General features: G+C 67.0%; 21 protein-coding genes and 1 pseudogene. 12 read left to right on the top strand and 10 right to left on the bottom strand.

Going from position 1 to position 20,608, the window contains the following annotated elements:
- Positions 1-18 precede the first annotated feature (18 nt).
- The 5 genes and pseudogenes from fliQ to AC3A6Y_RS27280 all read left to right on the top strand — a co-directional run.
- The gene (fliQ, locus tag AC3A6Y_RS27260; RefSeq protein WP_106559857.1) at positions 19-288 is read left to right on the top strand and encodes a flagellar biosynthesis protein FliQ; all 270 of its coding nucleotides are present in this window, start codon (positions 19-21) and stop codon (positions 286-288) included.
- 3 nt (positions 289-291) lie between these two features.
- Positions 292-1,089: a flagellar biosynthetic protein FliR gene (gene fliR / locus AC3A6Y_RS27265; protein WP_487871371.1), complete on the top strand. Its 798-nt coding sequence runs from the start codon at positions 292-294 to the stop codon at positions 1,087-1,089.
- Positions 1,090-1,202: 113 nt separating this feature from the next.
- On the top strand, positions 1,203-1,949 hold the full coding sequence (locus AC3A6Y_RS27270) for a protein-L-isoaspartate(D-aspartate) O-methyltransferase (protein ID WP_487871372.1): 747 nt from the start codon (positions 1,203-1,205) through the stop codon (positions 1,947-1,949).
- 8 nt (positions 1,950-1,957) lie between these two features.
- Positions 1,958-4,363 carry an SAM-dependent methyltransferase gene (locus tag AC3A6Y_RS27275; RefSeq protein WP_487871373.1) on the top strand — a complete coding sequence of 802 codons (2,406 nt, stop codon included), beginning with the start codon at positions 1,958-1,960 and terminating at the stop codon, positions 4,361-4,363.
- Between the two features lie 10 nt (positions 4,364-4,373).
- A pseudogene (locus AC3A6Y_RS27280) lies at positions 4,374-4,577 on the top strand (flagellar biosynthetic protein FliR); the annotation flags it as partial.
- A 6-nt stretch (positions 4,578-4,583) separates the two neighbouring features.
- Here AC3A6Y_RS27280 and AC3A6Y_RS27285 read toward each other — a convergent pair.
- Positions 4,584-6,461 carry a hypothetical protein gene (locus tag AC3A6Y_RS27285; protein ID WP_487871374.1) on the bottom strand — a complete coding sequence of 626 codons (1,878 nt, stop codon included), beginning with the start codon at positions 6,459-6,461 and terminating at the stop codon, positions 4,584-4,586.
- 170 nt (positions 6,462-6,631) lie between these two features.
- Between AC3A6Y_RS27285 and AC3A6Y_RS27290 the strand changes: the two genes are divergently transcribed.
- From AC3A6Y_RS27290 to AC3A6Y_RS27300, 3 genes are all read left to right on the top strand, one after another.
- A complete protein-coding gene (locus tag AC3A6Y_RS27290) occupies positions 6,632-7,573 on the top strand; it encodes an aldo/keto reductase (protein WP_487871375.1) in 942 nt (313 codons plus the stop codon).
- A gap of 3 nt (positions 7,574-7,576) precedes the next feature.
- Entirely contained in the window at positions 7,577-8,206 is a 630-nt protein-coding gene (locus AC3A6Y_RS27295; RefSeq protein ID WP_487871376.1) for a DUF6064 family protein, read from the top strand.
- A 169-nt stretch (positions 8,207-8,375) separates the two neighbouring features.
- On the top strand, positions 8,376-9,089 hold the full coding sequence (locus AC3A6Y_RS27300; RefSeq protein WP_487871377.1) for a carbonic anhydrase: 714 nt from the start codon (positions 8,376-8,378) through the stop codon (positions 9,087-9,089).
- Between the two features lie 28 nt (positions 9,090-9,117).
- Here the strand turns inward: AC3A6Y_RS27300 and AC3A6Y_RS27305 are convergent, their stop codons facing one another.
- Positions 9,118-9,921: an alpha/beta hydrolase gene (locus AC3A6Y_RS27305; RefSeq protein ID WP_487871378.1), complete on the bottom strand. Its 804-nt coding sequence runs from the start codon at positions 9,919-9,921 to the stop codon at positions 9,118-9,120.
- A 249-nt stretch (positions 9,922-10,170) separates the two neighbouring features.
- Here AC3A6Y_RS27305 and AC3A6Y_RS27310 point away from each other — a divergent pair, with 249 nt between their 5' ends.
- The 3 genes from AC3A6Y_RS27310 to AC3A6Y_RS27320 are packed head-to-tail and all read left to right on the top strand — an operon-like array spanning position 10,171 to position 13,214.
- A complete protein-coding gene (locus tag AC3A6Y_RS27310; RefSeq protein ID WP_487871379.1) occupies positions 10,171-10,938 on the top strand; it encodes an SDR family oxidoreductase in 768 nt (255 codons plus the stop codon).
- A 22-nt stretch (positions 10,939-10,960) separates the two neighbouring features.
- Positions 10,961-11,503: a putative pterin-binding protein gene (locus tag AC3A6Y_RS27315; protein WP_487871380.1), complete on the top strand. Its 543-nt coding sequence runs from the start codon at positions 10,961-10,963 to the stop codon at positions 11,501-11,503.
- Positions 11,493-13,214 carry a sensor histidine kinase gene (locus AC3A6Y_RS27320; RefSeq protein ID WP_487871381.1) on the top strand — a complete coding sequence of 574 codons (1,722 nt, stop codon included), beginning with the start codon at positions 11,493-11,495 and terminating at the stop codon, positions 13,212-13,214. Before AC3A6Y_RS27315 ends, AC3A6Y_RS27320 begins: the two co-directional genes overlap by 11 nt.
- 13 nt (positions 13,215-13,227) lie before the next feature.
- Here AC3A6Y_RS27320 and AC3A6Y_RS27325 read toward each other — a convergent pair whose 3' ends face one another.
- Positions 13,228-14,076 (bottom strand): helix-turn-helix domain-containing protein, encoded by an 849-nt coding sequence (locus tag AC3A6Y_RS27325; protein WP_487871382.1) that lies wholly within the window; start codon positions 14,074-14,076, stop codon positions 13,228-13,230.
- A 118-nt stretch (positions 14,077-14,194) separates the two neighbouring features.
- On the opposite strand from AC3A6Y_RS27325, the gene AC3A6Y_RS27330 reads away from it, so the two are divergent.
- Positions 14,195-14,734, top strand: coding sequence for a JAB domain-containing protein (locus tag AC3A6Y_RS27330; RefSeq protein ID WP_487871383.1), 540 nt, complete (start codon positions 14,195-14,197; stop codon positions 14,732-14,734).
- Positions 14,735-14,847: 113 nt separating this feature from the next.
- Here the strand turns inward: AC3A6Y_RS27330 and AC3A6Y_RS27335 are convergent, their stop codons facing one another.
- From AC3A6Y_RS27335 to AC3A6Y_RS27365, 7 genes are all read right to left on the bottom strand, one after another.
- A complete protein-coding gene (locus AC3A6Y_RS27335; protein ID WP_487871384.1) occupies positions 14,848-15,195 on the bottom strand; it encodes a hypothetical protein in 348 nt (115 codons plus the stop codon).
- A gap of 97 nt (positions 15,196-15,292) precedes the next feature.
- Positions 15,293-15,607: a cytochrome C oxidase subunit IV family protein gene (locus AC3A6Y_RS27340; RefSeq protein ID WP_487871385.1), complete on the bottom strand. Its 315-nt coding sequence runs from the start codon at positions 15,605-15,607 to the stop codon at positions 15,293-15,295.
- Between the two features lie 12 nt (positions 15,608-15,619).
- Positions 15,620-16,327, bottom strand: a complete 708-nt coding sequence (locus tag AC3A6Y_RS27345) for a heme-copper oxidase subunit III family protein (protein WP_487871386.1) — start codon at positions 16,325-16,327, stop codon at positions 15,620-15,622.
- Positions 16,328-16,343: 16 nt separating this feature from the next.
- Positions 16,344-16,976: a cytochrome c oxidase subunit 3 family protein gene (locus tag AC3A6Y_RS27350; protein ID WP_487871387.1), complete on the bottom strand. Its 633-nt coding sequence runs from the start codon at positions 16,974-16,976 to the stop codon at positions 16,344-16,346.
- Positions 16,973-18,748: a cytochrome c oxidase subunit I gene (locus AC3A6Y_RS27355; protein WP_487871388.1), complete on the bottom strand. Its 1,776-nt coding sequence runs from the start codon at positions 18,746-18,748 to the stop codon at positions 16,973-16,975. Before AC3A6Y_RS27355 ends, AC3A6Y_RS27350 begins: the two co-directional genes overlap by 4 nt.
- Positions 18,749-18,900: 152 nt before the next feature.
- The gene (locus AC3A6Y_RS27360) at positions 18,901-20,037 is read right to left on the bottom strand and encodes a c-type cytochrome (RefSeq protein WP_487871389.1); all 1,137 of its coding nucleotides are present in this window, start codon (positions 20,035-20,037) and stop codon (positions 18,901-18,903) included.
- Positions 20,038-20,075: 38 nt separating this feature from the next.
- Entirely contained in the window at positions 20,076-20,591 is a 516-nt protein-coding gene (locus AC3A6Y_RS27365) for a DUF1269 domain-containing protein (RefSeq protein WP_487871390.1), read from the bottom strand.
- Between the last annotated feature and the right edge of the window lie 17 nt (positions 20,592-20,608).

Below are 20,608 nucleotides of genomic sequence, written 5' to 3' on the forward strand. Positions count from 1 at the left end.
ACAGACAGGAATCCTCGAATGACACCCGAATCGGTCATGTCCATCGGCAGCCAGGCCATCCACGTCTCGCTGCTGCTCGGCGCGCCGCTGCTGCTGGTGGCGCTGGTGGTGGGCCTGGTCATCAGCATCTTCCAGGCGGCGACGCAGATCAACGAGGCCACGCTGTCCTTCATCCCGAAGCTGCTGGCCGTGTTCGCGGTGCTGGTGATCGCCGGGCCGTGGATGCTGGGGCAGATGCTGGACTACATCCGGACCTTGTTCTCGAGCATTCCCCAGCTGGTCGCGTAGCCGATGGGCGCCAGCGTCCTTTCCGTCACCTCGGCGGAGCTGAACGCCTGGATGGTGGCCTTCCTCTGGCCCTTCGTGCGGATGCTGGCGCTGGTCGGCACGGCGCCGATCTTCGGCGAGCCCAACGTGCCGCGGCAGCTCAAGATCGCGATCGCGGCGGTGCTCGCCATCGCGCTGGCGCCCGCGCTGCCGGCGATGCCGCAGGTGCCGGTGGTCTCGATCGGCGGCGTGTGGATCATCGTGCAGCAGGTGCTGATCGGCGCGGCCATCGGCTTCACCATGCGCCTGCTCTTCGCCGCCGTGCTGGCCGCGGGCGAGTACGTGGGCCTGCAGATGGGCCTGTCCTTCGCCTCCTTCTTCGACCCGATGAGCGGCGGCGCGACCATGGTGGTGGCGCGGCTGCTGCACATGCTGGCGATGCTGATCTTTCTGGCGCTCGACGGCCACCTCCTGCTGGTGGCGGCGCTGGCCGAGAGCTTCCAGGCCCTGCCGATTGCCGATGCGCCGCTCGCGGCGCAAGGCTGGCTGCTGCTGGTGCGCGGCGGCGCGCAGATCTTCGCCACCGGACTCATGCTGGCGCTGCCGCTGGTCACCGCCCTGCTCACGCTGAACCTGGCGATGGGCATTCTCAATCGGGCTTCGCCGCAGTTCAGCATCTTCGCGGTGGGCTTTCCGCTGACGCTGCTGGCGGGGATCGGGATGCTGCAGTTGCTGATGCCGCAGATGGGGGCTTTTCTGGCGCCGCGCTTTGCGGCGGGGCTGGGGTCGGTGATGGAGCTGGTGCAGGCATTGCGGCCTTGACCCGCGCAGGCACGGCCGCGTCGCCACCGTGGGCAACGCGCATGGGCTGGACCGCAGGCCACGGCTCGTCCATCATGGGCCATCGCGCTTTCGCGCGCCGCCGGACCGTAGCGATGCCCGCCGCTGCCTTCTTCCGCCTTGCCGCCCCGCTTCTCCTGCCCGCGGTCCTGGCCGCCGTCCCGGCCCTGGCGGCCGACGAGCGCGCCGAGGAACGCGAGCGTCTCATGCAGGTCGTCGCCGCCCAGATGCGCGACAGCCGCGCCACCACCGGCCGGCCAAGCTTGTCGCCGCGCGTGACGGCCGCGCTGAACCAGGTCCCGCGCCACGCCTTCGTGCCGCCCGACCAGCAGCCCAGCGCCTACCAGAACCGCCCCCTGCCCATCGGCCACGGCCAGACCATCTCGCAGCCCTACATCGTGGCGCTGATGACCGAGCTGGCGCAGCCGCAGCCCGATCACAAGGTGCTCGAGGTCGGCACCGGCTCGGGCTACCAGGCCGCGGTGATGGCGCGCCTGGTGCGCACCGTCTACAGCATGGAGATCATCGAGCCGCTGGGCCTCGCTGCACGCGAGCGGCTGCAGACGCTGGGCTATCGCAATGTCGAGGTGCGCCTCGCCGACGGCTACCACGGCTGGGAGGAGCACGCGCCTTACGACGCCATCCTCGTCACCGCCGCGGCCAGCCACATCCCGCCGCCGCTGATCCGCCAGCTCAAGCCCGGCGGGCGCATGGTGATCCCGGTGGGCGCGGCCTTCCTTGTCCAGCAGCTGATGCTGGTCGAGAAGAACGCAGACGGCACGGTCTCGACGCGGCAGATCCTGCCGGTGGCCTTCGTGCCGCTGACGGGCAGCGGGCGCTAGGACGGCCCATGGGCTCGCATGGCGCTCCGGTCATCGCCGTGGCGCTGATCTCGGCCGCCGCCCTGGCCTACGAGATCCTGCTGATGCGGCTGTTCTCGATCAGCCTGTGGCACCACTTCGCCTACATGATCATCAGCCTCGCGCTGCTCGGCTACGGCGCGAGCGGCGCGCTGCTGACGCTGGTGCCGCGCGCCATCGAGCGGCACTTCGTTTTGCTCTTCTGCGCCGCGGCCGCAGCCTTCGGCCTCACGGCCGCGAGCTGCTTCCTGCTGGCGCAGCAGGTGCCCTTCAATCCCCTGGAGATCCTGTGGGATCCGCGGCAGCCCGGCTGGCTGCTGGTGCTCTATCTGCTGCTCCTGCTGCCCTTCCTCTGCGCGGGCGCCTGCGTGTGCCTGGCGCTGGCGCGCTTTCGCGGCATGCAGCCGCGCATCTACAGCTTCGACATCCTGGGTGCGGGCGTGGGCAGCCTGGGCGTGGTGGCTCTGCTGTTCGTGCTGTCGCCGCAGGCCGCGCTCAAGCTGATCGGGGCGCTGGGCTGGCTGGCCGCAGCCACGGCCTGGCTCGAATGCGGCGGCGGCAAGCGCTGGCCGGCGGCGCTGCTGCTGGCGGGGGCGGGCGCGTCGATGCTGATGCCGGCCGCCTGGCTGACACCCCTGATGTCGCCGTACAAGGAGCTCCCGCAGACGTTGCGCATTCCCGGGGCCCGCGTGGTGCTGGAACGCTCCAGCCCGCTGGGCCTGGTCAGCGTGGTCGAGAGTCCACGCATCCCGCTGCGCCACGCGCCGGGCCTGAGCCTCAACGCGAGGACCGAGCCGCCGCCGCAATGGGGCCTGTTCACCGATGGCGAGGGCCTGAACGCGCTGACCCGCTTCGACGGCAGGCGCGAGAGCCTCGCGCACCTCGACCAGATCAGCTCGGCGCTGCCCTACCACCTGCTGCAGCGGCCGCGGGTGCTGGTGCTGGGGGCCGGCGCGGGCACCGATGTGCTGCAGGCCCACTACCACGGCGCGAGCCGCATCGATGCGGTCGAGCTCAATCCGCAGGTGGTCGACCTGGTGCGCGGGCGCTTCGGCGAAGCGACCGGCGGGGTCTATTCGCGGATCGCGCACGTGCACGTGGCCGAGGCGCGCGCCTTTCTGGCCACCGGCGACACGCGCTACGACCTGATCCAGGTCGCGCTGCTCGATGGCTTCAGCGCCTCCTCGGCCGGCCTGCATGCGCTGTCGGAGAACTACCTCTACACGGTCGATGCGCTGCAGGAGGCGCTTCGCCGCCTGCAACCGGGCGGCCTGCTGGCGATCACGCGCTGGGTCACGCTGCCGCCGCGCGACACGCTCAAGCTCTTCGCGGCCGCCATCGCGGCGCTGGAGCGCTCCGGCGCCACCGATTCCGCGTCGCGGCTGGTGCTGATCCGCAGCTGGAAGACCGCGACGCTGCTGGTGAAGAACGGCAGCTTCGACGCCGCGGACATTGCAGCGATACGGGCCTTCTGCGGTGCGCGCTCCTTCGACCTCGGCTACTACCCGGGCATGCGGCCCGAGGAGGCGAACCGCTACAACGTGGTGGAGCGCCCCGACCTCTTCGACGGCGCGAGCGCGCTGCTGGGTCCGGGGCGCGACGCCTTCGTGCGCGACTACAAGTTCGACATCGCCCCGGCCACCGACGACAGGCCGCATTTCTTCCACTTCTTCAAGTGGCGCTCGCTGCCCGAGCTGCTGGCGTCGAGAGGCCGTGGCGGTCTGCCGCTGCTCGACTGGGGCTACCCGGTGCTGGCGGCCACGCTGGTGCAGGCGACGCTGGCGAGCCTGCTGCTGATCGGGCTGCCGATGGCCTGGGTGAACCGGCGGCGCTCGCATGCGCATGAGGCCCCACGCGGCGCACGCCGCGCACGCGGCCGCATGCTGGCGTACTTCCTGGCGGTCGGCTTTGGCTTCATGTTCATCGAAATCGCGTTCATCCAGAAGTTCGTGCTGTTCCTGGGCCATCCGCTCTATGCGGTCGCGGTGGTGCTGTTCGCCTTCCTGCTGTTCGCCGGCATCGGCAGCCGCGTGGCCGCGCGCCATCCGCCGGTGAAGGTGGTGGTTTGGGCCATCGCGGCATCCGCGGCGCTATGCCTGCTGCTGCTGCCGATCCTGCTGCGCCATGCGATCGGCTGGCCGGACGCGGCGAAGATCGCGCTGTCGGCGATGCTCATCGCGCCGCTGGCCTTCTTCATGGGCATGCCCTTTCCGCTCGGGCTGGCGCGGGTGGAGGCGGTCGATGCCCGGCTGATTCCGTGGGCCTGGGGCATCAACGGCTGCGCCTCGGTGATCGCGGCGGTGCTGGCGACGCTGCTGGCAATCCACCTGGGGTTCACCGCGGTGGTGATGGCCGCGCTGCTCCTGTACGGGCTTGCGGCGGCGGCGCGTCCTTGACAACATGGTCTTGCTCACGCCGAACCTGGCGATGGGCATTCTCAACCGGGCTTCGCCGCAGTTCAGCATCTTCGCGGTGGGCTTTCCGCTGACGCTGCTGGCGGGGATCGGGATGCTGCAGTTGCTGATGCCGCAGATGGGGGCTTTTCTGGCGCCGCGCTTTGCGAGCGCGCTGAGGTCGGTGATGGAGCTGATGCAGGCATTGCGGCCTTGATGCTGCCTACTCTCTTGACAATCGTTCCCACGCACTGTTCATTGCTGGCGAAACGCCCCTGAGGTTCGAAATATCGTCGGCTGACAAGCCGCCGATGTTGTCCACCATGTGTACTCCGACATCAGGTGGCAGGCCGAGATGCTGAGATACGAATGCCGCGGCCATCTCGCTGAGCAGAAAGTTTTCGTGGAAATAGCATTGCCAGCCCCCGGTCGATAGGGACAAGTGCTCCATCCGAATATCCCCACTCCGAGGCTTTGCTCTGGCCTGACGCCTGAATCTGGCTATCTCGTCCGCACTCGTCAGGAGCACTTCATGCGACCGAATCAGGATATTGCTCAATGCAGGACATTCCAGCAGCATGCGTTCGACCACTTCCACGAGAGACGGCCCCTGCGGTACGCCAGGCGTGTCGCAAGTGATGCTCAGGTGCTCCAGGCCGCCTGGCAGGGGAGCAAGCCCGAGAAGAGCCGCAGCCCCGCTGGACGTCGTCCACCCGAGCGAAAGGGATTGCGGCCGAAACCCATCGAGGAACATTGCAAGAAGCCGGGTCTCGTGTCTGTTCGGGTCGCTCTTGCTTCCATTGAGGGTCAAGGAACTCGCCTGGCTTGAGAAGTTCGGCCGTTTCTCGACGGACGTGATGTCTACGTCAATGCCGGGGGCGATGGTGAATGCGAAGTCGCGGATCCGCTCTAACTGAGCGATGTTTGTGAGGAGCTGCTTCGTCCCATCTTCATCGAGGTGTTCGACAACTTTCAGATCCAGGCTAACAGGCTGCAACTCCCACAGCGAGTACAAGAAAGAAGCGTCGTCGGCTAACAGCGTCGGCACTATGCAATGTTGAAGATGACAAGGGACCCCGCCGCGTTCGAGATGGCTGATCGCATATTCGTGGGGCATCTCTTCCCGCAATGTCATCACATAGTTCGGTGCCAGCGCGTGAACGGCCCGCAGCAGGTGACTTGACATGAGATAGAGGGCAAGGCGCGCGAGTGCATCGGCAAACTCGCTCTTGATGGGATCGCCGGTATCGGGGCATTTCTCCATGCTGAAGAATGCCGCCAATGCCGCGGGCGCAAGCCGCCGCGCCGCGGCCTCATCGGACAAGCCTGCGGCTCGCATTCGTGTCCTCTCCACGTAGGAATTCACTTCCCAGGAACTACTCTCTTGATCCAGGAGCGATTCGTCGGCCATGCCACGGAGCAGTTCCGCTTCCTCTTGCAGTTCCTGCGCTCCCGCCTCATACGCTTCAACCTTCGCCCGTTGGGACATGTCATGACCAAAAACTATTGCACGCGCTGCCGCCGACAAAGTCATGCAAGCCCGCGATGACGCCAACACCGGCCTTCCCTGCCAAAACTCCGGGGCCTTGGACCGGCCGCCTACCTGAACCTCGAGCGTTGCCAGATTGGGAAGTGCATCGACGGCCCTGATAAGGCGGGGGACCAGAAGACACTGGATCTCGGCTGACAGATTCAGCGAAAGTTCCGTGACCTTCAGAGGGTGTTTTTCCAAGAAATCGGTGAGCTTATCCATGTTGGTCGGATCGACCTCACCCTCGAGCCTCAACTTGAGTTCAAACCCGCGCTCGGCCACCCGCCCCGCTATCTCGTCCAGACGAGACACAACGACCGAGCCTTGGAATTCTTCGGCGTCAAGCTCTCCGAGCACGGCTTGCTCACCCGTGTCACAACACCACTGGGCTACGGCGGCTGGATCATCGGGCCATTGCCCATTGAAATAGTCGCGAACGGCCTGTGGCAGTTGTGTCTGGAGCGTGCTCCGGCTTGCAAGAAGAAGACTTTGGCGCCGCGACGCGTCGGAAGCACATCCCGAAGTTGGAATCCCGGAGGAGGAGGAGTTGTTGATACTCAGAGAATTCATGAAAGGGCCTCGTTGCGAGCGAATAAAGGAGTAAATCGGTGCTACTGACCGGGCGCGGGCAATGAGCACAAGGCTGAAGTCAGTAACGCTGTTGGCTTGCAAGTTCCAGCCAGGGCTTGCGGCCGCCGCGCGTCCTTGACAACATGCAAGTCTCCGAAGGACACGCAAGCATGGCTGCCCGTCTGCGAATCGCGCCGACCCGCCGCGAGTTCCTGTGCGCGCTCGCGGCGGGACTCCCGCCTCTCCTCGGTCCGGCCTGCGGCCATGCCCAGGCGCGGCCGCGCGGCCCGGCCACGCGCGCGATTCCTTCCACCGGCGAGCTGGTGCCGGCCATCGGCCTGGGCAGCTGGATCACCTTCAACGTCGGCAACGACCGCGCCGCGCGCGAGGGCTGCGCCGAGGTGATGCGCGCCTTCTTCGAGGCCGGTGGCCGCATGATCGATTCGTCGCCGATGTACGGCTCCTCGCAGTCGGTCATCGGCGAAGGGCTGGCGCGCATCAGCCGCACGGCGGGCGTGTTCGCGGCCGACAAGGTCTGGATCGGCGCCGGCGCACGCGGGCCCGGGCAGATCGAGGAGTCGCGCCGGCTGTGGCGGGTGCCGCGCTTCGACCTCTTGCAGGTGCACAACCTGCTCGCCTGGGAAGCGCACCTGCCCACGCTGTTCGCGATGAAGGCGGCCGGGCAGCTGCGCTACGTGGGCATCACCACCTCCGAAGGGCGCCGGCACCGCGAGATCGAATCGATCATGGCCAGCCAGCCGATCGACTTCGTGCAGGTCAGCTACAACCTCCTCGACCGCGAGGTGGAATCGCGCATCCTGCCGCTGGCGCGCGAGCGGCGCATCGCGGTGATCGCCAACCGGCCTTTCCGCGAAGGCGCGCTGCTGCGCGCGCTGCAGCGCCATCCGCTGCCGCCCTGGGCCGACGAGATCGGCTGCGACAGCTGGGCGCAGCTCGCGCTCAAGTTCATCGTGTCGCACCCGGCGCTCACCTGTGCGATCCCGGCCACCCGCAATGTGGCGCATGTGCAGCAGAACATGGGCGCCGGGCTCGGGCCCATGCCCGACGCGGCGATGCGCCAGCGCATGGCAGCGCACGTCGAGGCGCTGTGACCGATGTCGCAGTGGTGGAGCTACCGGCCTTCGGACTTCCTGCTGTTCTCCGAGCGCACTTGGCATCGGCTCTTCGAGCTCTACAACGCGGAGATCTGGCCGGCGCATTTTTTTGCGCTTGCGCTGGGGCTGGCCCTGGTGCTCGTTGCGCTGAGGGGAAGCGCCGGCCCGGCGGCGCGCGCCTGCTGCGCGATGCTCGCGGCCTGCTGGCTCTGGGTGGCCTGGGCATTTCATCTGGAACGCTATGCGGCCATCAATTGGGCGGCGAGCTGGTTCGCCGCCGCCTTCGCGATCGAAGGGCTGCTGCTGCTGGCGGCCGCCGGCACGAGGCTCGAACTGCGGGATCGGCGCGGCGGACGCGAAGCGCTGGGCCTCGGGTTGCTGCTCTTCGCCATCTTCGTGCAGCCGTGGCTCGGCCTGGCGCTGCTCGGGCGGCCCTGGCGCGAAGCCGGGCTCTTCGGGCTGGCGCCCGATCCGACGGCCGTCGGCACGCTCGGCCTCCTGCTGCTCCTGCGCCCGCTGCCGTCGGCGCGCCTGGCGCGGGTGCTCGCGATGCTGCTGTGGCCGGTGCCGCTGCTGTGGTGCCTGATCGCCGCGCTGACGCAATGGACGTTGCACGCCTCCCGAGGCTGAGGCCGCGCACCACCACCAGTACCACCACCCTCGGGCCGAAATCTGGTGTTTTGTGCCAGCCGGTCATTCCGTTGGCGAGCAAAAAGAAGAATGGCTCGCCGCCGCATTCCGCGCCGGCCTGCCCTGCTTTCGATGGGGCGGTCACGCAACTCGAACGAGGAATCCATCCATGTGCAATTGCCCACCTTCCCCCACGGCCGCGTCGAGGCGCCGGTTTCTTGGCGGCGCTGCGGCCCTCGCCGCCCTGACTTCCAGCGGCCGCGCGCTGGCCGCCGACACACCGCTTCCCGACAACCGCATCGGCGGCGACGCCGCACTCCAGCGTCTGGTGCAAGGCAACGCCCGCTACGTCTCGGGCCAGTCCACCCAACGCGATTTCTCGGTCGGCCGCGTGGCGCGCACGCGCGGACAGAAGCCCTTCGCCGCAATCCTCGGGTGCGCGGATTCCCGCGTCTCGCCGGAACTCGCCTTTGATCAGGGCCCCGGCGACCTGTTCGTGGTGCGCCTGGCAGGCAATTTCTTGAACGACGATGCGCTCGCGAGCCTGGAGTACGCCATCAAGGTCCTCGAGGTGCCGCTGATCATGGTGCTCGGCCACACCAGCTGCGGCGCCGTTTCCGCCAGCATCAAGGTGCTGCAGGAGAAGGCCAGGCTGCCCGGCAAACTGCCCAGCCTGGCCGAAGCGATCCGCCCCGCCGTCGAGGCCGCCGCACGCCGGCAGCCCGCGGACCTGCTGGCGGCCTCCACCGTGCAGAACGTGCGGTACGGCGTGGCCCGGCTCGCGACCTCGGCGCCCATCCTGGCCGAGATGACGCAGCGCGGCGCGCTCAAGGTGGTCGGGGGCGTGTACGACCTGGCCACCGGCAAGGTCGGCCTGGTGTAGGACGATCGGCACGCATCGAGCGCCCAACTCAAGGCGGTGCGTTGCCCAGCAGGAACTCCGTCGCCGCCTGCCACCAGCGCGCGTCGACCTGCCCTGGCCAGTCGTTGTGGCCGGCCGCCTCGATCGTCAGCAGCCGCTTGGGCGCAGGCAGCGCCTCGTGGAGCGCAACACCCAGGCGCGAGGGCACGACGCGGTCGCGGCCCGCCACGACCACCAGCACCGGCCGGCCGAAGGATGCGAGGTGGGCGGCGCTGTCGTAACGGTCGCGCAGCAGCCAGCTCACGGGCAGCCAGGGATAGTGGTAGCTGGCGACATGCACGAGGCGGTCCCAGGGCGTGATGAGCATCAGGCCGGCGACCTGCTCGCGCGCCTGCGCAGCCGCCGCAGCCGCCACGCCGGCGCCCAGCGATTCGCCGATGACGAGCAGCGGTGCCCCATGCGAGCGATGCGCCAGCGCGAGAGTCTGCCGCGCATCCTCGACCAGGCTGCGCTCGCCCACCTCGCCCCCGCGCGGGCCGTAGCCCGGGTACTCGGCCAGCAGCACGCGAAAGCCCAGGCGCGTGAGCGCCGTGGCGTAGTAGGCGCGGTGGCCGGCATGTCCGGCGTTGCCATGGAAGACGATGACCGTGCCGCGTGCGGTGCCCGCGGGCTCGGCCGCCAGGCCGCGAAAGTCCTGCGCCGATGGCCAGGCCCGCAGTCCGCCGGTGGCGACCTCGGCAACGGTGGCCGGCGCGGGAAAGTAGAGCAGTCGGTCCTGAAACATGGTGATGCCGCCCAGTCCGATCGCACAGGCCAGGGCGAGCTTGAGCATCGATGCGAGGACGGCGTTCATGGGTTGCGGTGCGGGCCATTGTGGGCCGGCGGTGATTCGGACGAGCTGAATTTGCGCATCGACCGAGCGGCTGTGCTGTCATCGCGTTCACACGGCCAGGCGACGGTCGGGGGCCACAACGAAACGTCGCCAATTGTCGCGAGATCTCCCGCAACGCTTCGGATCTTTCTAGCATCCACGCCGCGCGAGGATGCGGGCACCGGCCTCGCCCGAGCGATATCCCCATCCACTTCAAGCCCCAGAGACATAGTGACTTCCTTCCACGAGAGCCCGCCTTCGCCGGATGGCGACCGTCCGGCCTGGGCATTGATCACAGGCGGCTCAGGGCGCGGCGGCGCAGCCATCGCCCGTGCCCTGCATGCCCGCGGCTTGTCCGTTGTCATCCACCACACGCCCCATTCGCTTGAAAAGGCGAAGGCCTTGCAAGCAGAACTCGAGCTCTTGCGACCCAACACGACCGAATGCTGGGCCGCCGATTTCGCTGCCGATACCTTCTTCGTACCGGCCTGGCTCCCGTTGAAGGGCGTGACGGTTCTGGTGTGCAACGCCTCGGCGTACCACGCCAGCGACGTCGGCGACATCGATCGCACGCACCTCGATATCGCCATCCACATCAACGCCCACGCTGCCATCCTCGCCGCGCTGCGGCCGAGGCCCGGCCAGGCTCAAGCGCTCCGCTCGGTCGTCGCCATCACCGATATCGCGGTTGATCGTGCACCCAAGGGGCACGTGTCGTACACAACGGCAAAGGGTGCGCTGCAATCGATGATCCTCGCGCTCGCAAACGACTGGGCGCCGCATGTGCGCTTCAACGTCGTCCAGCCCGGCACCTTGCCTTATCCGGAGAGTTGGGCCGATGCAGAGCGAGCAAAGAAGATCAACGAGTCCATACCGCTCGGCCGCATTGGCACCTTCGAGGAACTCGCCGGTGCCGTCGTGTACTTGGCTATCGATGCCACCTACGTGACCGGCCAGGTGCTGGCCGTCGACGGCGGGCGAAGTCGGCAGCTCGACTGACCGGCCGCTGCATGGGCCATTCGTGCAGCAACACTGCAAGCAGGTGCTTTGGAAGGGAGAGAATATGTTTGGAAGAAGGCAGCTTCTGACGGTCGCGGCACTCGGTGCCTCGGGATTCGCTCACTCCGAGGAGGATCGACGCGCTTTCCTGACCGTCCGCGGCAACATCCGCAAGTTCACTGACGAGAAAGCCAAGGTCTACCGCTTCAGCGAAGAAGAATTCATGTCGCTCCCACAAAGTTCGATCACCACCGCGACCACATGGACCAAGCGATCAAGGTTCGACGGCCCCCTGCTGGCGAACGTGCTCAAGCACATCGGTGCAAGCGGGTCACGCCTTGATGTGCAGGCACTGGATGGCTACAGCGCCAGTATTCCCGTCTCGGACCTGGAGGCCTTCAGTCCCATCTTGGCGCACAGCCGCGACGGCAAGCGCATGAGCGCGCGCGATCATGGTCCGCTGTTCGTGATGTACCCGCGTGACAAGTACCCGAACAAGCTCAACACACCACCGGCGCAGGCCAAGTTCATCTGGCAGGTAAGGCGCATCACCGTTGTCGATTAGAAAAGCATGGTCCCCGCGCCTTCGCGCGCGCAACGTCATCACCGCCGTGCTGGCTGTGATTGCAATCTCCTTCGTTGCAGTCAGCACGTGGATCTCACGGCTCGACGAGCAGATCATGCAAAAGGCTGGGCCCAATGAAGGCTACTACTGGACCGTCGCGCAATATGAGCTGGCGTATCTGCGCATGCGAGAAACAGCCGAAGTCCTGGCACTGGGAGGCGACATTGACGATGACGAGTTGTCCAGGCGCAGCGCAGTCCTGATGTCCAAGGCGCTGATCCTCACCGGCGAATCGGAGCTCACCGCCTTCTTCGAGAGCATTCCAGGTTTCGCGATCGGTAGGCAGGCGATCGTCGCCTTCCATCGTCGGGTGAATCCCATGCTCGATTCACCCACGGTCCTGCGTGCACATGCACCGACACTGGTGAAGGAATTTGCTCCCATCGAGGAGACCATCCTCACGCTCTCGAATGCCGTCAGGGTAGAAGAGCTGGAGGCCCGCAGCGCAGCGCTGGAAAGCCTGCTGACGCGGCGCCGACTTCTCTGGATCACGGTCTGGATCGCCTTCGGCCTGATGCTGCTCTGGGTGCTGAGCGTCAGCCTGTCATGGGCGCGCTACCAGCGCGAAGCCAGGGCGCGCGAGCGTGCCCTGCAATCGGAGCGCCAAGCCGTGCAGGCCAAGACCCGGTTCCTTGGCATGGTGAGCCACGAATTGAGATCCCCGCTCCAGAGCATCGTCTCGGCACTCGACGTGCTGGAAAGCCGACAGTCATTGCCTGACCAAGCAGAAATTACGCGGCGCATCCGTCGATCGGCAGACGAGCTCGCGGTGCAGCTCCGGGACCTTTTGACCCTGGCACGCGGCCCCACCGGCCGGATCGAGCTGCGGCCCGAAGTGTTCGAGGCCACCGAACTGGCGCGGGAGATGGCAGAGGATGCGGCATCGGCCGCCGAGGCCAAGGGCTTGAGGCTGACGGTGGAGACCCCGCCGGAGCCGATCTTCGTCGTCGCCGACGGCGCCAGGATCGGCCAGTTGCTTCACAACCTGATCGACAACTCCGTCAAGTACACGGATCGCGGGGGCGTGGCCGTCAGCCTGCAGGCTTTCGACGCATCAGCCGCCCTGCTGCGCCTGCGCATCGCGGACACAGGACCCGGACTGCCTGCTGCCGCTGCCGGCACAGTGACACAGGGGCTCGAGCCGGTGCCGCATCAACCGGGCAGGGGGCGCGGCATCGGGTTGGCGGTGGTGCGAGCGCTGCTCCTGCAACTCGGCGGCTCCATCGAAGTGTCATGGAGCCCGGGCGGCGGCACCACGGTCGATCTCGCCATTCCAGCGGTGGCGGCGGAGGAGCGTACGCCCGCCGAAGGCAGCGGAACACGGCGACTCCTGGTGGTCAGCGATCGGCGCGAACTGCTTGAGAAGATCACAGGCATAGGCGCAGAACTGGACTTGAGCTGCGACACGGCCAGATCAGCGGCGGTCGCATTGAACCTTCTGGCGGCCCATGCCTACGGCACGGTCGTGATCGATGTGGACATGCCCGGCAACATCAGTGCCGATGTGGCCGCGCAGGTCAGGACGGCTGGCTTGAACCGCAGCGCGCGTCTGGTCGCGATGGCGGCAGGCCGCGGGCCCGCCGAGGGCACTTTCGATGCAGTGCTGAAAAAGCCAATTCGCAGAGAGCAGGCCGCAGCGGTCATTGGGTGACCCCTGCTCGTATTCATGCAGTTGCAAAGGAACCAGCCAGCGCAGCCGAAATGATGGACAGCCGCGCCGGCTTCTCGAAGAACTTGAGCCCGTACTTTGCCATCGCGGTCGCAATGTCGGATTCATCGGCCACGCCGGTTTCCACTTGGCCCGTCAGGACCACGATCGGGCAATGCGCGTCGCGCGACCGGATCGACCCCACCAGATCCCGCACCGTGTCCTTGACGCCATTCGTCTCGATGATCCAGTCCAACACGTAGCCGTCGAAGGGATGATCTCTGGCCGCTGCCGTGATGGAGGCAAGGTCGACAAATGGCGTGGGGTCGTACCCCGCAGACTTCAGATAGCCGGCGATCGTCTCGGCAATATCGGCGTGATCGTCGAGTACGGCGATGCGCCTGCTGACGGCGGACGAAGGCTCGACCACCAGCCGTACGATGTCATAGGCCTGCGTGGCCAGATTGTGTGCGGCAGGCACTACATGCCATTCGGAATCGACAAGCACTGCGACCAGGGCGCCTGGACGCGGCTTGTGAACCGCAGGCCCCCGAGCAAACCGGCATGGAACGATGGTCGTGCCGATCCTGATTGTGGCGCCGAGCATCTCACCCAACTGTCCGAGCGAGACCATGCCGGCCAACGACTCGCCGTAGTGCTCGGCGAGGGTGCGCAGTTCCTCGAGCGTCCATGTCGCATCGGTGGTGAGGCGACGATGCCCCTGCGAATACGAAAGCGCGAGGACGTCCGTGACGACGGCCGCATGTTTGCGCTTGGGAACACCATGCCGATCGAGGAGTGCCCGGACGCACTGGGCGGCCAGGGATTCTGAGCCTGGGCCCGTCGGAGGGATTGAGTCAGACATGGCAATTCTTGCGCTTACGTTGTGCCATGGGCCAATTTACCCTCGTGAATCGACTCAAAGTTCGCATAAGATGCGATTTTTCGCGCTATTTGCAATTTCGGTAACAAAAGGAGAGGTCATGAAGCCGACAAGAGGGTCAGAGTATCGCCATGCCGCAGTCTTCTCCCCCTGCTTGGCTCCGAAGTTGTTCGTGCGTGACGAGCAAGGTCGCTGTCTCGTGGCGACACCCGACCAGATCCTGCATGCCGCGCGCCAGGCCGTCGACCGAAAGGTCCAGCGCGGCGCCTCGTTCGAGTCGGCGCAGGCAATCCACGATTACTTGCGCGCCAAGCTTGCGGGATTCGAATACGAGGTATTTGCGGCGCTGTTCCTGGATACTCAGAACCGTCTGATCGAGTACGTGGAGATGTTCCGCGGCACTATCAATCAGGCTACCGTCTACCCACGCGAAGTGGTCAAGGAGGCGCTGCGGCTCAACACCGCCGCGGTGATCTTTTCACACAACCATCCCGACGGGAATCCCGAGCCGAGCCGCGCGGACGAGGCCTTGACTTACACCTTGATGGGTGCGCTGGCAACCGTCGATGTGCGCGTGCTGGACCACGTCATCGTCGCTGGCTCGCTGACGTGCTCGCTCGCCGAGCATGGGCTGCTATGAACATCGGGCGAATGCCGAGCCGCCATGCCCGACGGCAACGGTTCGAGAACTGCCGGCTGCCGGCTGCCGGGTCTTGCGAGCATCAGCGATCGCTCCAGTGCGATGCCGCTGCGTCATGGAATCTCCGGCCCGTGATCGCGCGCCTGCGAGTCCGACACCGCCTCGGCGCCCGTCCACCTGTTGGCACGCCACCAGGCGAGCAGCCGCTCGAGGTCGCCGCCGAAGACGCGGTGCTTGAGTTCCTCGCCGACCATCGAGCAATGCGCGGCACTCGCGAGGTCGAGCAGGGTGTTTGTCGCGACGCGGTCGCATTCGAGGTAGGTGCGCTGCAGCGCCTCGACGCTGGCCGAGGCCAGGTGCCGCCGGTCCGGGGCCTGTGCCTGCGCAGGCGACGGCACAGGCGAAGCGGCCAGCAGGACGAGCGCCGCCGCCACGGCGCCGAGCAAGTGTTGCGATGTCATGTTCTTTCTCCCTTCGGATGCGCGCGAGCGTTGCGCGCGATACGAGTCTAGGAGTTCGAGGGCGCGTGCGAATCCCCTCTACAGGGGAGCCCACGCCTCAGTTGAAGAAGAGCAGTCGCGTGAGCAGGGTATGCCCCGCCTCCGCGGCCATCAACCACACCAGCACCAGCAGCGCCAGCGGCGGCAGCAGGATGGCGTACACCAGGGCCATTCGCTCCCAGGCCATGTGCATGAAGACCGCGACGATCAGGCCCGCCTTCATGATCATGAAGGTCAGGATCAGCCCCCAGCGAAGCATGCCCTGGAGATGCAGGTAGTCCACCAGGTAGGAAAGCATGCTGAGCACGAAGAGCAAGCCCCAGATCTTCAGATAGAGGCTGATCGGATGCTGCTGGCCGGTGCCGGAACTCATGGTCTTGTCTCCTCACCAGAGATAGAACAGCGCGAAGATGAACACCCACACCAGGTCCACGAAGTGCCAGTAGAGCCCGGCGATCTCGACGATCTGGTAGTTGCCCGTTCGCTCGTAGTCGCCGCGTATCAGCTTGAAGGCGACGGTCAGCAGGTACACCACCCCGCAGGACACGTGCAGGCCATGAAAGCCGGTGATCATGAAGAAGGCCGAGCCGAACTGCGCCGCCCCCATCGGGTTGCCCCAGGGCCGCACGCCCTCCTCGATGATCAGCTTGGACCATTCGAAGGCCTGCATGCCGACGAAGATCTCGCCGCAAATGGCGGTCACCAGGATCAGCGCGGCAGCGTTGGCGCGGTCGCCGCGGTAGGCGAAGTTCACCGCCATCGCCATCGTCCCGCTGCTGCTGATGAGAACGAAGGTCATGATGGCGATCAGCAGCAGCGGCACGTCGGCGCCCGCCACCTGGAGCGCGAACACCTCGCTGGGGTTGGGCCAGGGCACGGTGGTGGAGACCCGCACCGTCATGTAGCCGACGAGGAAGCAGCTGAAGATGAAGGTGTCGCTCAGCAGGAAGATCCACATCATCGCCTTGCCCCACGAGACGTGGAAGGCTTCGCGGTCGGACGACCAGTCGGCGATCAGCCCGCGCCAGCCGGCGACGGGGCTGGCGGGCGCCAGGATGGGTGGCGCAATGGGGGGAACGGCGGCGGTGTTCATGCTCGGGGCTCCTCGATCAAGCGGTGCCGCAGATGAAGCGCGCCACCTCCGGCGTCAGCCAGCCCAGCATGGCGAAGAGCACCACCCACACCGCCAGCAGGAAGTGCCAGTAGCGCGCGCACAGCCCGATGCGCCAGCCGAGCCCGACCAGGTCCGCGGCAGGGTGCCAGGCGGCGCGCGCCGTCCAGGCCCAGGCGGCAAGGCCGCCCGCCACATGCAGCCCGTGCACCGCCGTCAGCAGGTAGAAGAAGCTGCCGCCCGGATTGCCCGCCGGCATGACCTGCGCCGCCAGCAGCGCCGACCAAGCCCACAGCTGCACCAGCAGGAAGGCCAGCGCGCACAGGCCGCCGGCCAGCAGCAGCTTTCGCGTGCGGCGCATCGCCACGCCGCGCGCCGCCCTTGCCGAGGCCTGCAACGCCGCACTGCCGCCCGCCAGCAGCGCCGTGCTGAGCCCCAGCTGCCAGGGCAGCGCGATCGCCACTGCGTCATCGCCGCTCATGCGCATCACGTAGGCGGTGACGAAGAGCGCGAACAGCACCGTGGCCACGCCCATGAACACCCACAGGCCGATGCTGGCCGACAGCGCCGCGGCATGCGGATCCGGACGCCGGCCGCCATAGCCGGGGCGGAGCGCGGCACTGGTGTTCATGTCGATGTCCCCCTGGCCCCGCCCGTGCCGGCCTCTTCCTCGGCCTCCGTCGCGCCGGCCTCGGGCGGCGCGTTCTGCGGGATGTAGTCCTCGCGCGCGCCGGGCACGCCGTAGGCATAGGCGCCCCGGTAGACCACCGGCAGCGCCGGCCCCCAGTTGCCGTGCACCGGCGGCGTCTGCGGCGTCTGCCATTCGAGCGAGGCGGCACGCCACGGATTGCCGTCCGCCACCCGCCCGTGCCGCAGGCTCCACACCAGGTTGAAGATGAACAGCACCTGCGCCACTCCGACCGCCAGCGCCACCACCGTGATGAAGGCGTTGAGGCTGTAGGCCGAGGGCGGGATGAACTGGTAGAGATCGAAGTTGTAGTAGCGCCGCGGCATGCCCAGCACGCCGAGGTAGTGCATGGGGAAGTAGATCAGGTAGGTGCCGATGAAGGTGACCCAGAAATGCAGCTGCCCCAGCCAGTCGTCCAGCATGCGGCCCGTTACCTTCGGGTACCAGTGGTAGATGCCGCCGAAGACCACCAGCAGCGGCGCCACGCCCATCACCATGTGGAAGTGCGCCACCACGAAGTAGGTGCCCGACAGCGGGATGTCCACGCTCACGTTGCCGAGGAAGAGCCCCGTCAGCCCGCCGATCGCGAAGGTGCAGATGAAGGCCAGCGAGAACAGCATCGGCACCGACAGGTGGATGTCGCCGCGCCACAGCGTGAGCAGCCAGTTGTAGACCTTGATGGCGGTGGGCACCGCGATGATCAGCGTGGTGGTCGCGAAGAAGAAGGCGAAGTACGGATTCATGCCCGCCACGAACATGTGGTGCGCCCACACCACCAGGCTCAGCCCGCCGATCGCGACGATGGCCCAGACCATCATGCGGTAGCCGAAGATGCGCTTGCGCGCGTGCACGCTGATCAGGTCCGACACCAGGCCGAAGGCCGGCAATGCCACGATGTAGACCTCGGGATGGCCGAAGAACCAGAACAGGTGCTGGAACAGCAGCGGACTGCCGCCCTTGTACTGCGTCGCCTGGCCGCCCAGCGACAGCAGCGCCGGCATGAAGAAGCTGGTGCCCACGGCGCGGTCCAGCAGCAGCATCACGCCGCTGACGAAGAGCGCCGGAAAGCCCAGCAGCGCCAGGATGGTGGCCACGAAGATGCCCCACACCGACAGCGGCATGCGCAGGAGCGTCATGCCCTCGCAGCGCGCCTGCAGCACGGTGGTCACGTAGTTGAGACCGCCCATGGTGGTGGCGACGATGAAGATCAGCAGCGACACCAGCATCAGCACGATGCCGGCGTCGCTCCCCGGGGTGCCGGGGAGGATGGACTGCGGCGGGTAGAGCGTCCAGCCCGCCCCTGTGGGCCCGCCGGTGACGAAGAAGCTCGCCATCAGCACCAGCACCGACAGCAGGTAGACCCAGAAGCTCAGCATGTTGAGGTAGGGGAACACCATGTCGCGCGCCCCCACCATCAGCGGGATCAGGTAGTTGCCGAAGCCGCCGAGGAAGAGCGCGGTGAGCAGGTAGATCACCATGATCATCCCGTGCATGGTGACGAACTGGTAATAGCGCTCGGGGGTGATGAACTCGAAGGCGCCGGGATAGCCCAGCTGCAGCCGCATCAGGTTGGACAGCACCACGCCGATCACGCCGACGGTGATGGCGGTGCACGCGTACTGCACGGCGATCACCTTGTGGTCCTGGCTCCAGACATAGCGGGTCCAGAAGCTCTTCGCTTCGTGGTGCGGTGCGGGGACGACGATGCTGGACATGGGGTTCCTTCACTCCTCGTAGATCGCTGCGCTCGCTGGAGCGCCTTCGCCTTCGGCTGCGCTGCCATTCGCTTCGGCAGCGGCCCGGCGGCTCACCGGAGCACCTTCGCCTTCGGCTGCGGTGCCATTCGCCTTGGGAGCGGCCCGGCGGCTCATCGCTGCGCCTTCTGGTCGCCTGCGGCCGGAGGCGGGGTGGGGCCGAGGCTCTTGATATAGGCCACCAGGGCCGCCACCTCCTCATCGGTCAAGGGGATCTTCGGCATCACGGGGGCGAAGCCCTTGACGCCGCGCGCCTGCGGGTCGCGGATGAAGGCGCCCAGGTAGGCGTCGTCCACCAGCGCGGTGGAGCCGTCGCGCATGTTCTCGGTCTTGCCGAAGAGGCTTTTCCAGGTCGGGCCCACGCGCGTGCTGCCGTCGATGGAGTGGCAGGCCACGCAGCCCTTGCCGTTGGCCAGCGCGCGGCCCTGGGCCACCTGCCCGCCCTCGCCGGTCGGCGGCCGCTGCGTCACCGCGAAGGTCTCCTTGTCCTTCAGCCAAACCTGGTAGTTGGCCGCATCCTCCACCACCACCACGGCACGCATGTTCGGGTGCCCCACGCCGCACAGCTGCGAGCACATCGCCTCGAAGCGCCCGACCTGGGTAGGCGTGAACCAGAAGGTGCTGATCTGCCCCGGCACCATGTTCATGCGGGCGCGGAAAGGCGGCACGAAGAAGTCGTGCAGCACGTCGTGCGAGCGCAGGATCACGTGCACCGGCTTGTTCAGCGGCAGGTGGACCTCCTGCTCGGCGATGAGGATGTCGTCCTGGCCCGCCGGGTCGGCCGGGTCGAGGCCGAAGGGATTGGTCGGGCTGACATGGCGCGTCTCGCTCAGGCCCAGCTTGCCGTCGGCGCCGGGCAGGCGGAAGCGCCACTGCCACTGCTGGCCGAGCACCTCCAGCAAGGTCGCGTCCTGCGGCGGCTTCACGTAGCTGGCATAGACCACCAGGCCGGGCGCGAGCAGCGCCATGATGCCGACGGTGGTGATGCCGATCAGCCAGCGCTCCAGCGCCTTGCTCTCGGGCTCATGCACGGCGCGTGGGCTGCCGGGGCGGTGGCGGTAGCGCAGCAGCGTGTAGACGACGAACAGGTTGATGCCGACGAAGAAGATGCCCGTGATCACGATGGTGATGGTCAGGGTGTCGTCCATGGCCTTCCAGTTGGACGCCAGCGGCGTGATCCACCAGGGATTCATCAGGTGGAACAGCACCGACCCCGCGACGATGAGCGCCAGCACCCAAGCCATGATCATGCGCGGGCCCTTTCGTCCATGCGCCGCACGGGCGCGTTTCAGGGAAAGACCGGGACCTGCCGCTCCTCGCCAGCGAAGCGGGCTTCGGGATGGGCGCTCTCGAGCAGCGCCTCGATGTCCGCCACGCGCTCGCGCGGCAGGTCGACCATCAGCAGCACCTGGCCCGAGGCGATCGCGCTCTGGAAGCGCGCGAGCCGAGGGCTGGGAATGGAGATGCCGATCATGCTGGAGGACCAGGCGCCGAACAGGCCGCCCAGCACCGCCAGCGCCGCCGCCATTTCCCATTGGGGTCCGTCGCCCACGATGGGGAACAACAGCGCGGCGGCCAGGCCGGCGACCACGCCCACGACGCTGCCGATCAACAGGCCGCTTTCTGCGGCATGCACGAGGTCGGAGGTCTGCCAGACGTTGGCCGCATGGAGCCCGCGCATGTCTGCGCCCTCGGGTCCTGCGAAGTGAATGTGCGCGGCATCGACCCGCGCCTGCACCAGGTCATGCATCACCCGCCGGGCGCTCGCCAGGTCGGGCATCAGCCAGTAAATGCGTCTTTTCATGGCGCCCTCCTTTGCCG

The sequence above is a fragment of the Variovorax sp. Soil_C_17 genome (genome assembly GCF_057657265.1).

Coding starts and splice junctions, on each gene's coding strand:
- fliQ (WP_106559857.1), top strand. CDS start 19: ATGACACCCGAATCGGTCATGTCCATCGGCAGCCAGGCCATCCACGTC.
- fliR (WP_487871371.1), top strand. CDS start 292: ATGGGCGCCAGCGTCCTTTCCGTCACCTCGGCGGAGCTGAACGCCTGG.
- AC3A6Y_RS27270 (WP_487871372.1), top strand. CDS start 1,203: ATGCCCGCCGCTGCCTTCTTCCGCCTTGCCGCCCCGCTTCTCCTGCCC.
- AC3A6Y_RS27275 (WP_487871373.1), top strand. CDS start 1,958: ATGGGCTCGCATGGCGCTCCGGTCATCGCCGTGGCGCTGATCTCGGCC.
- AC3A6Y_RS27285 (WP_487871374.1), bottom strand. CDS start 6,461: ATGAATTCTCTGAGTATCAACAACTCCTCCTCCTCCGGGATTCCAACT.
- AC3A6Y_RS27290 (WP_487871375.1), top strand. CDS start 6,632: ATGGCTGCCCGTCTGCGAATCGCGCCGACCCGCCGCGAGTTCCTGTGC.
- AC3A6Y_RS27295 (WP_487871376.1), top strand. CDS start 7,577: ATGTCGCAGTGGTGGAGCTACCGGCCTTCGGACTTCCTGCTGTTCTCC.
- AC3A6Y_RS27300 (WP_487871377.1), top strand. CDS start 8,376: ATGTGCAATTGCCCACCTTCCCCCACGGCCGCGTCGAGGCGCCGGTTT.
- AC3A6Y_RS27305 (WP_487871378.1), bottom strand. CDS start 9,921: ATGAACGCCGTCCTCGCATCGATGCTCAAGCTCGCCCTGGCCTGTGCG.
- AC3A6Y_RS27325 (WP_487871382.1), bottom strand. CDS start 14,076: ATGTCTGACTCAATCCCTCCGACGGGCCCAGGCTCAGAATCCCTGGCC.
- AC3A6Y_RS27330 (WP_487871383.1), top strand. CDS start 14,195: ATGAAGCCGACAAGAGGGTCAGAGTATCGCCATGCCGCAGTCTTCTCC.
- AC3A6Y_RS27335 (WP_487871384.1), bottom strand. CDS start 15,195: ATGACATCGCAACACTTGCTCGGCGCCGTGGCGGCGGCGCTCGTCCTG.
- AC3A6Y_RS27340 (WP_487871385.1), bottom strand. CDS start 15,607: ATGAGTTCCGGCACCGGCCAGCAGCATCCGATCAGCCTCTATCTGAAG.
- AC3A6Y_RS27345 (WP_487871386.1), bottom strand. CDS start 16,327: ATGAACACCGCCGCCGTTCCCCCCATTGCGCCACCCATCCTGGCGCCC.
- AC3A6Y_RS27350 (WP_487871387.1), bottom strand. CDS start 16,976: ATGAACACCAGTGCCGCGCTCCGCCCCGGCTATGGCGGCCGGCGTCCG.
- AC3A6Y_RS27355 (WP_487871388.1), bottom strand. CDS start 18,748: ATGTCCAGCATCGTCGTCCCCGCACCGCACCACGAAGCGAAGAGCTTC.
- AC3A6Y_RS27360 (WP_487871389.1), bottom strand. CDS start 20,037: ATGATCATGGCTTGGGTGCTGGCGCTCATCGTCGCGGGGTCGGTGCTG.
- AC3A6Y_RS27365 (WP_487871390.1), bottom strand. CDS start 20,591: ATGAAAAGACGCATTTACTGGCTGATGCCCGACCTGGCGAGCGCCCGG.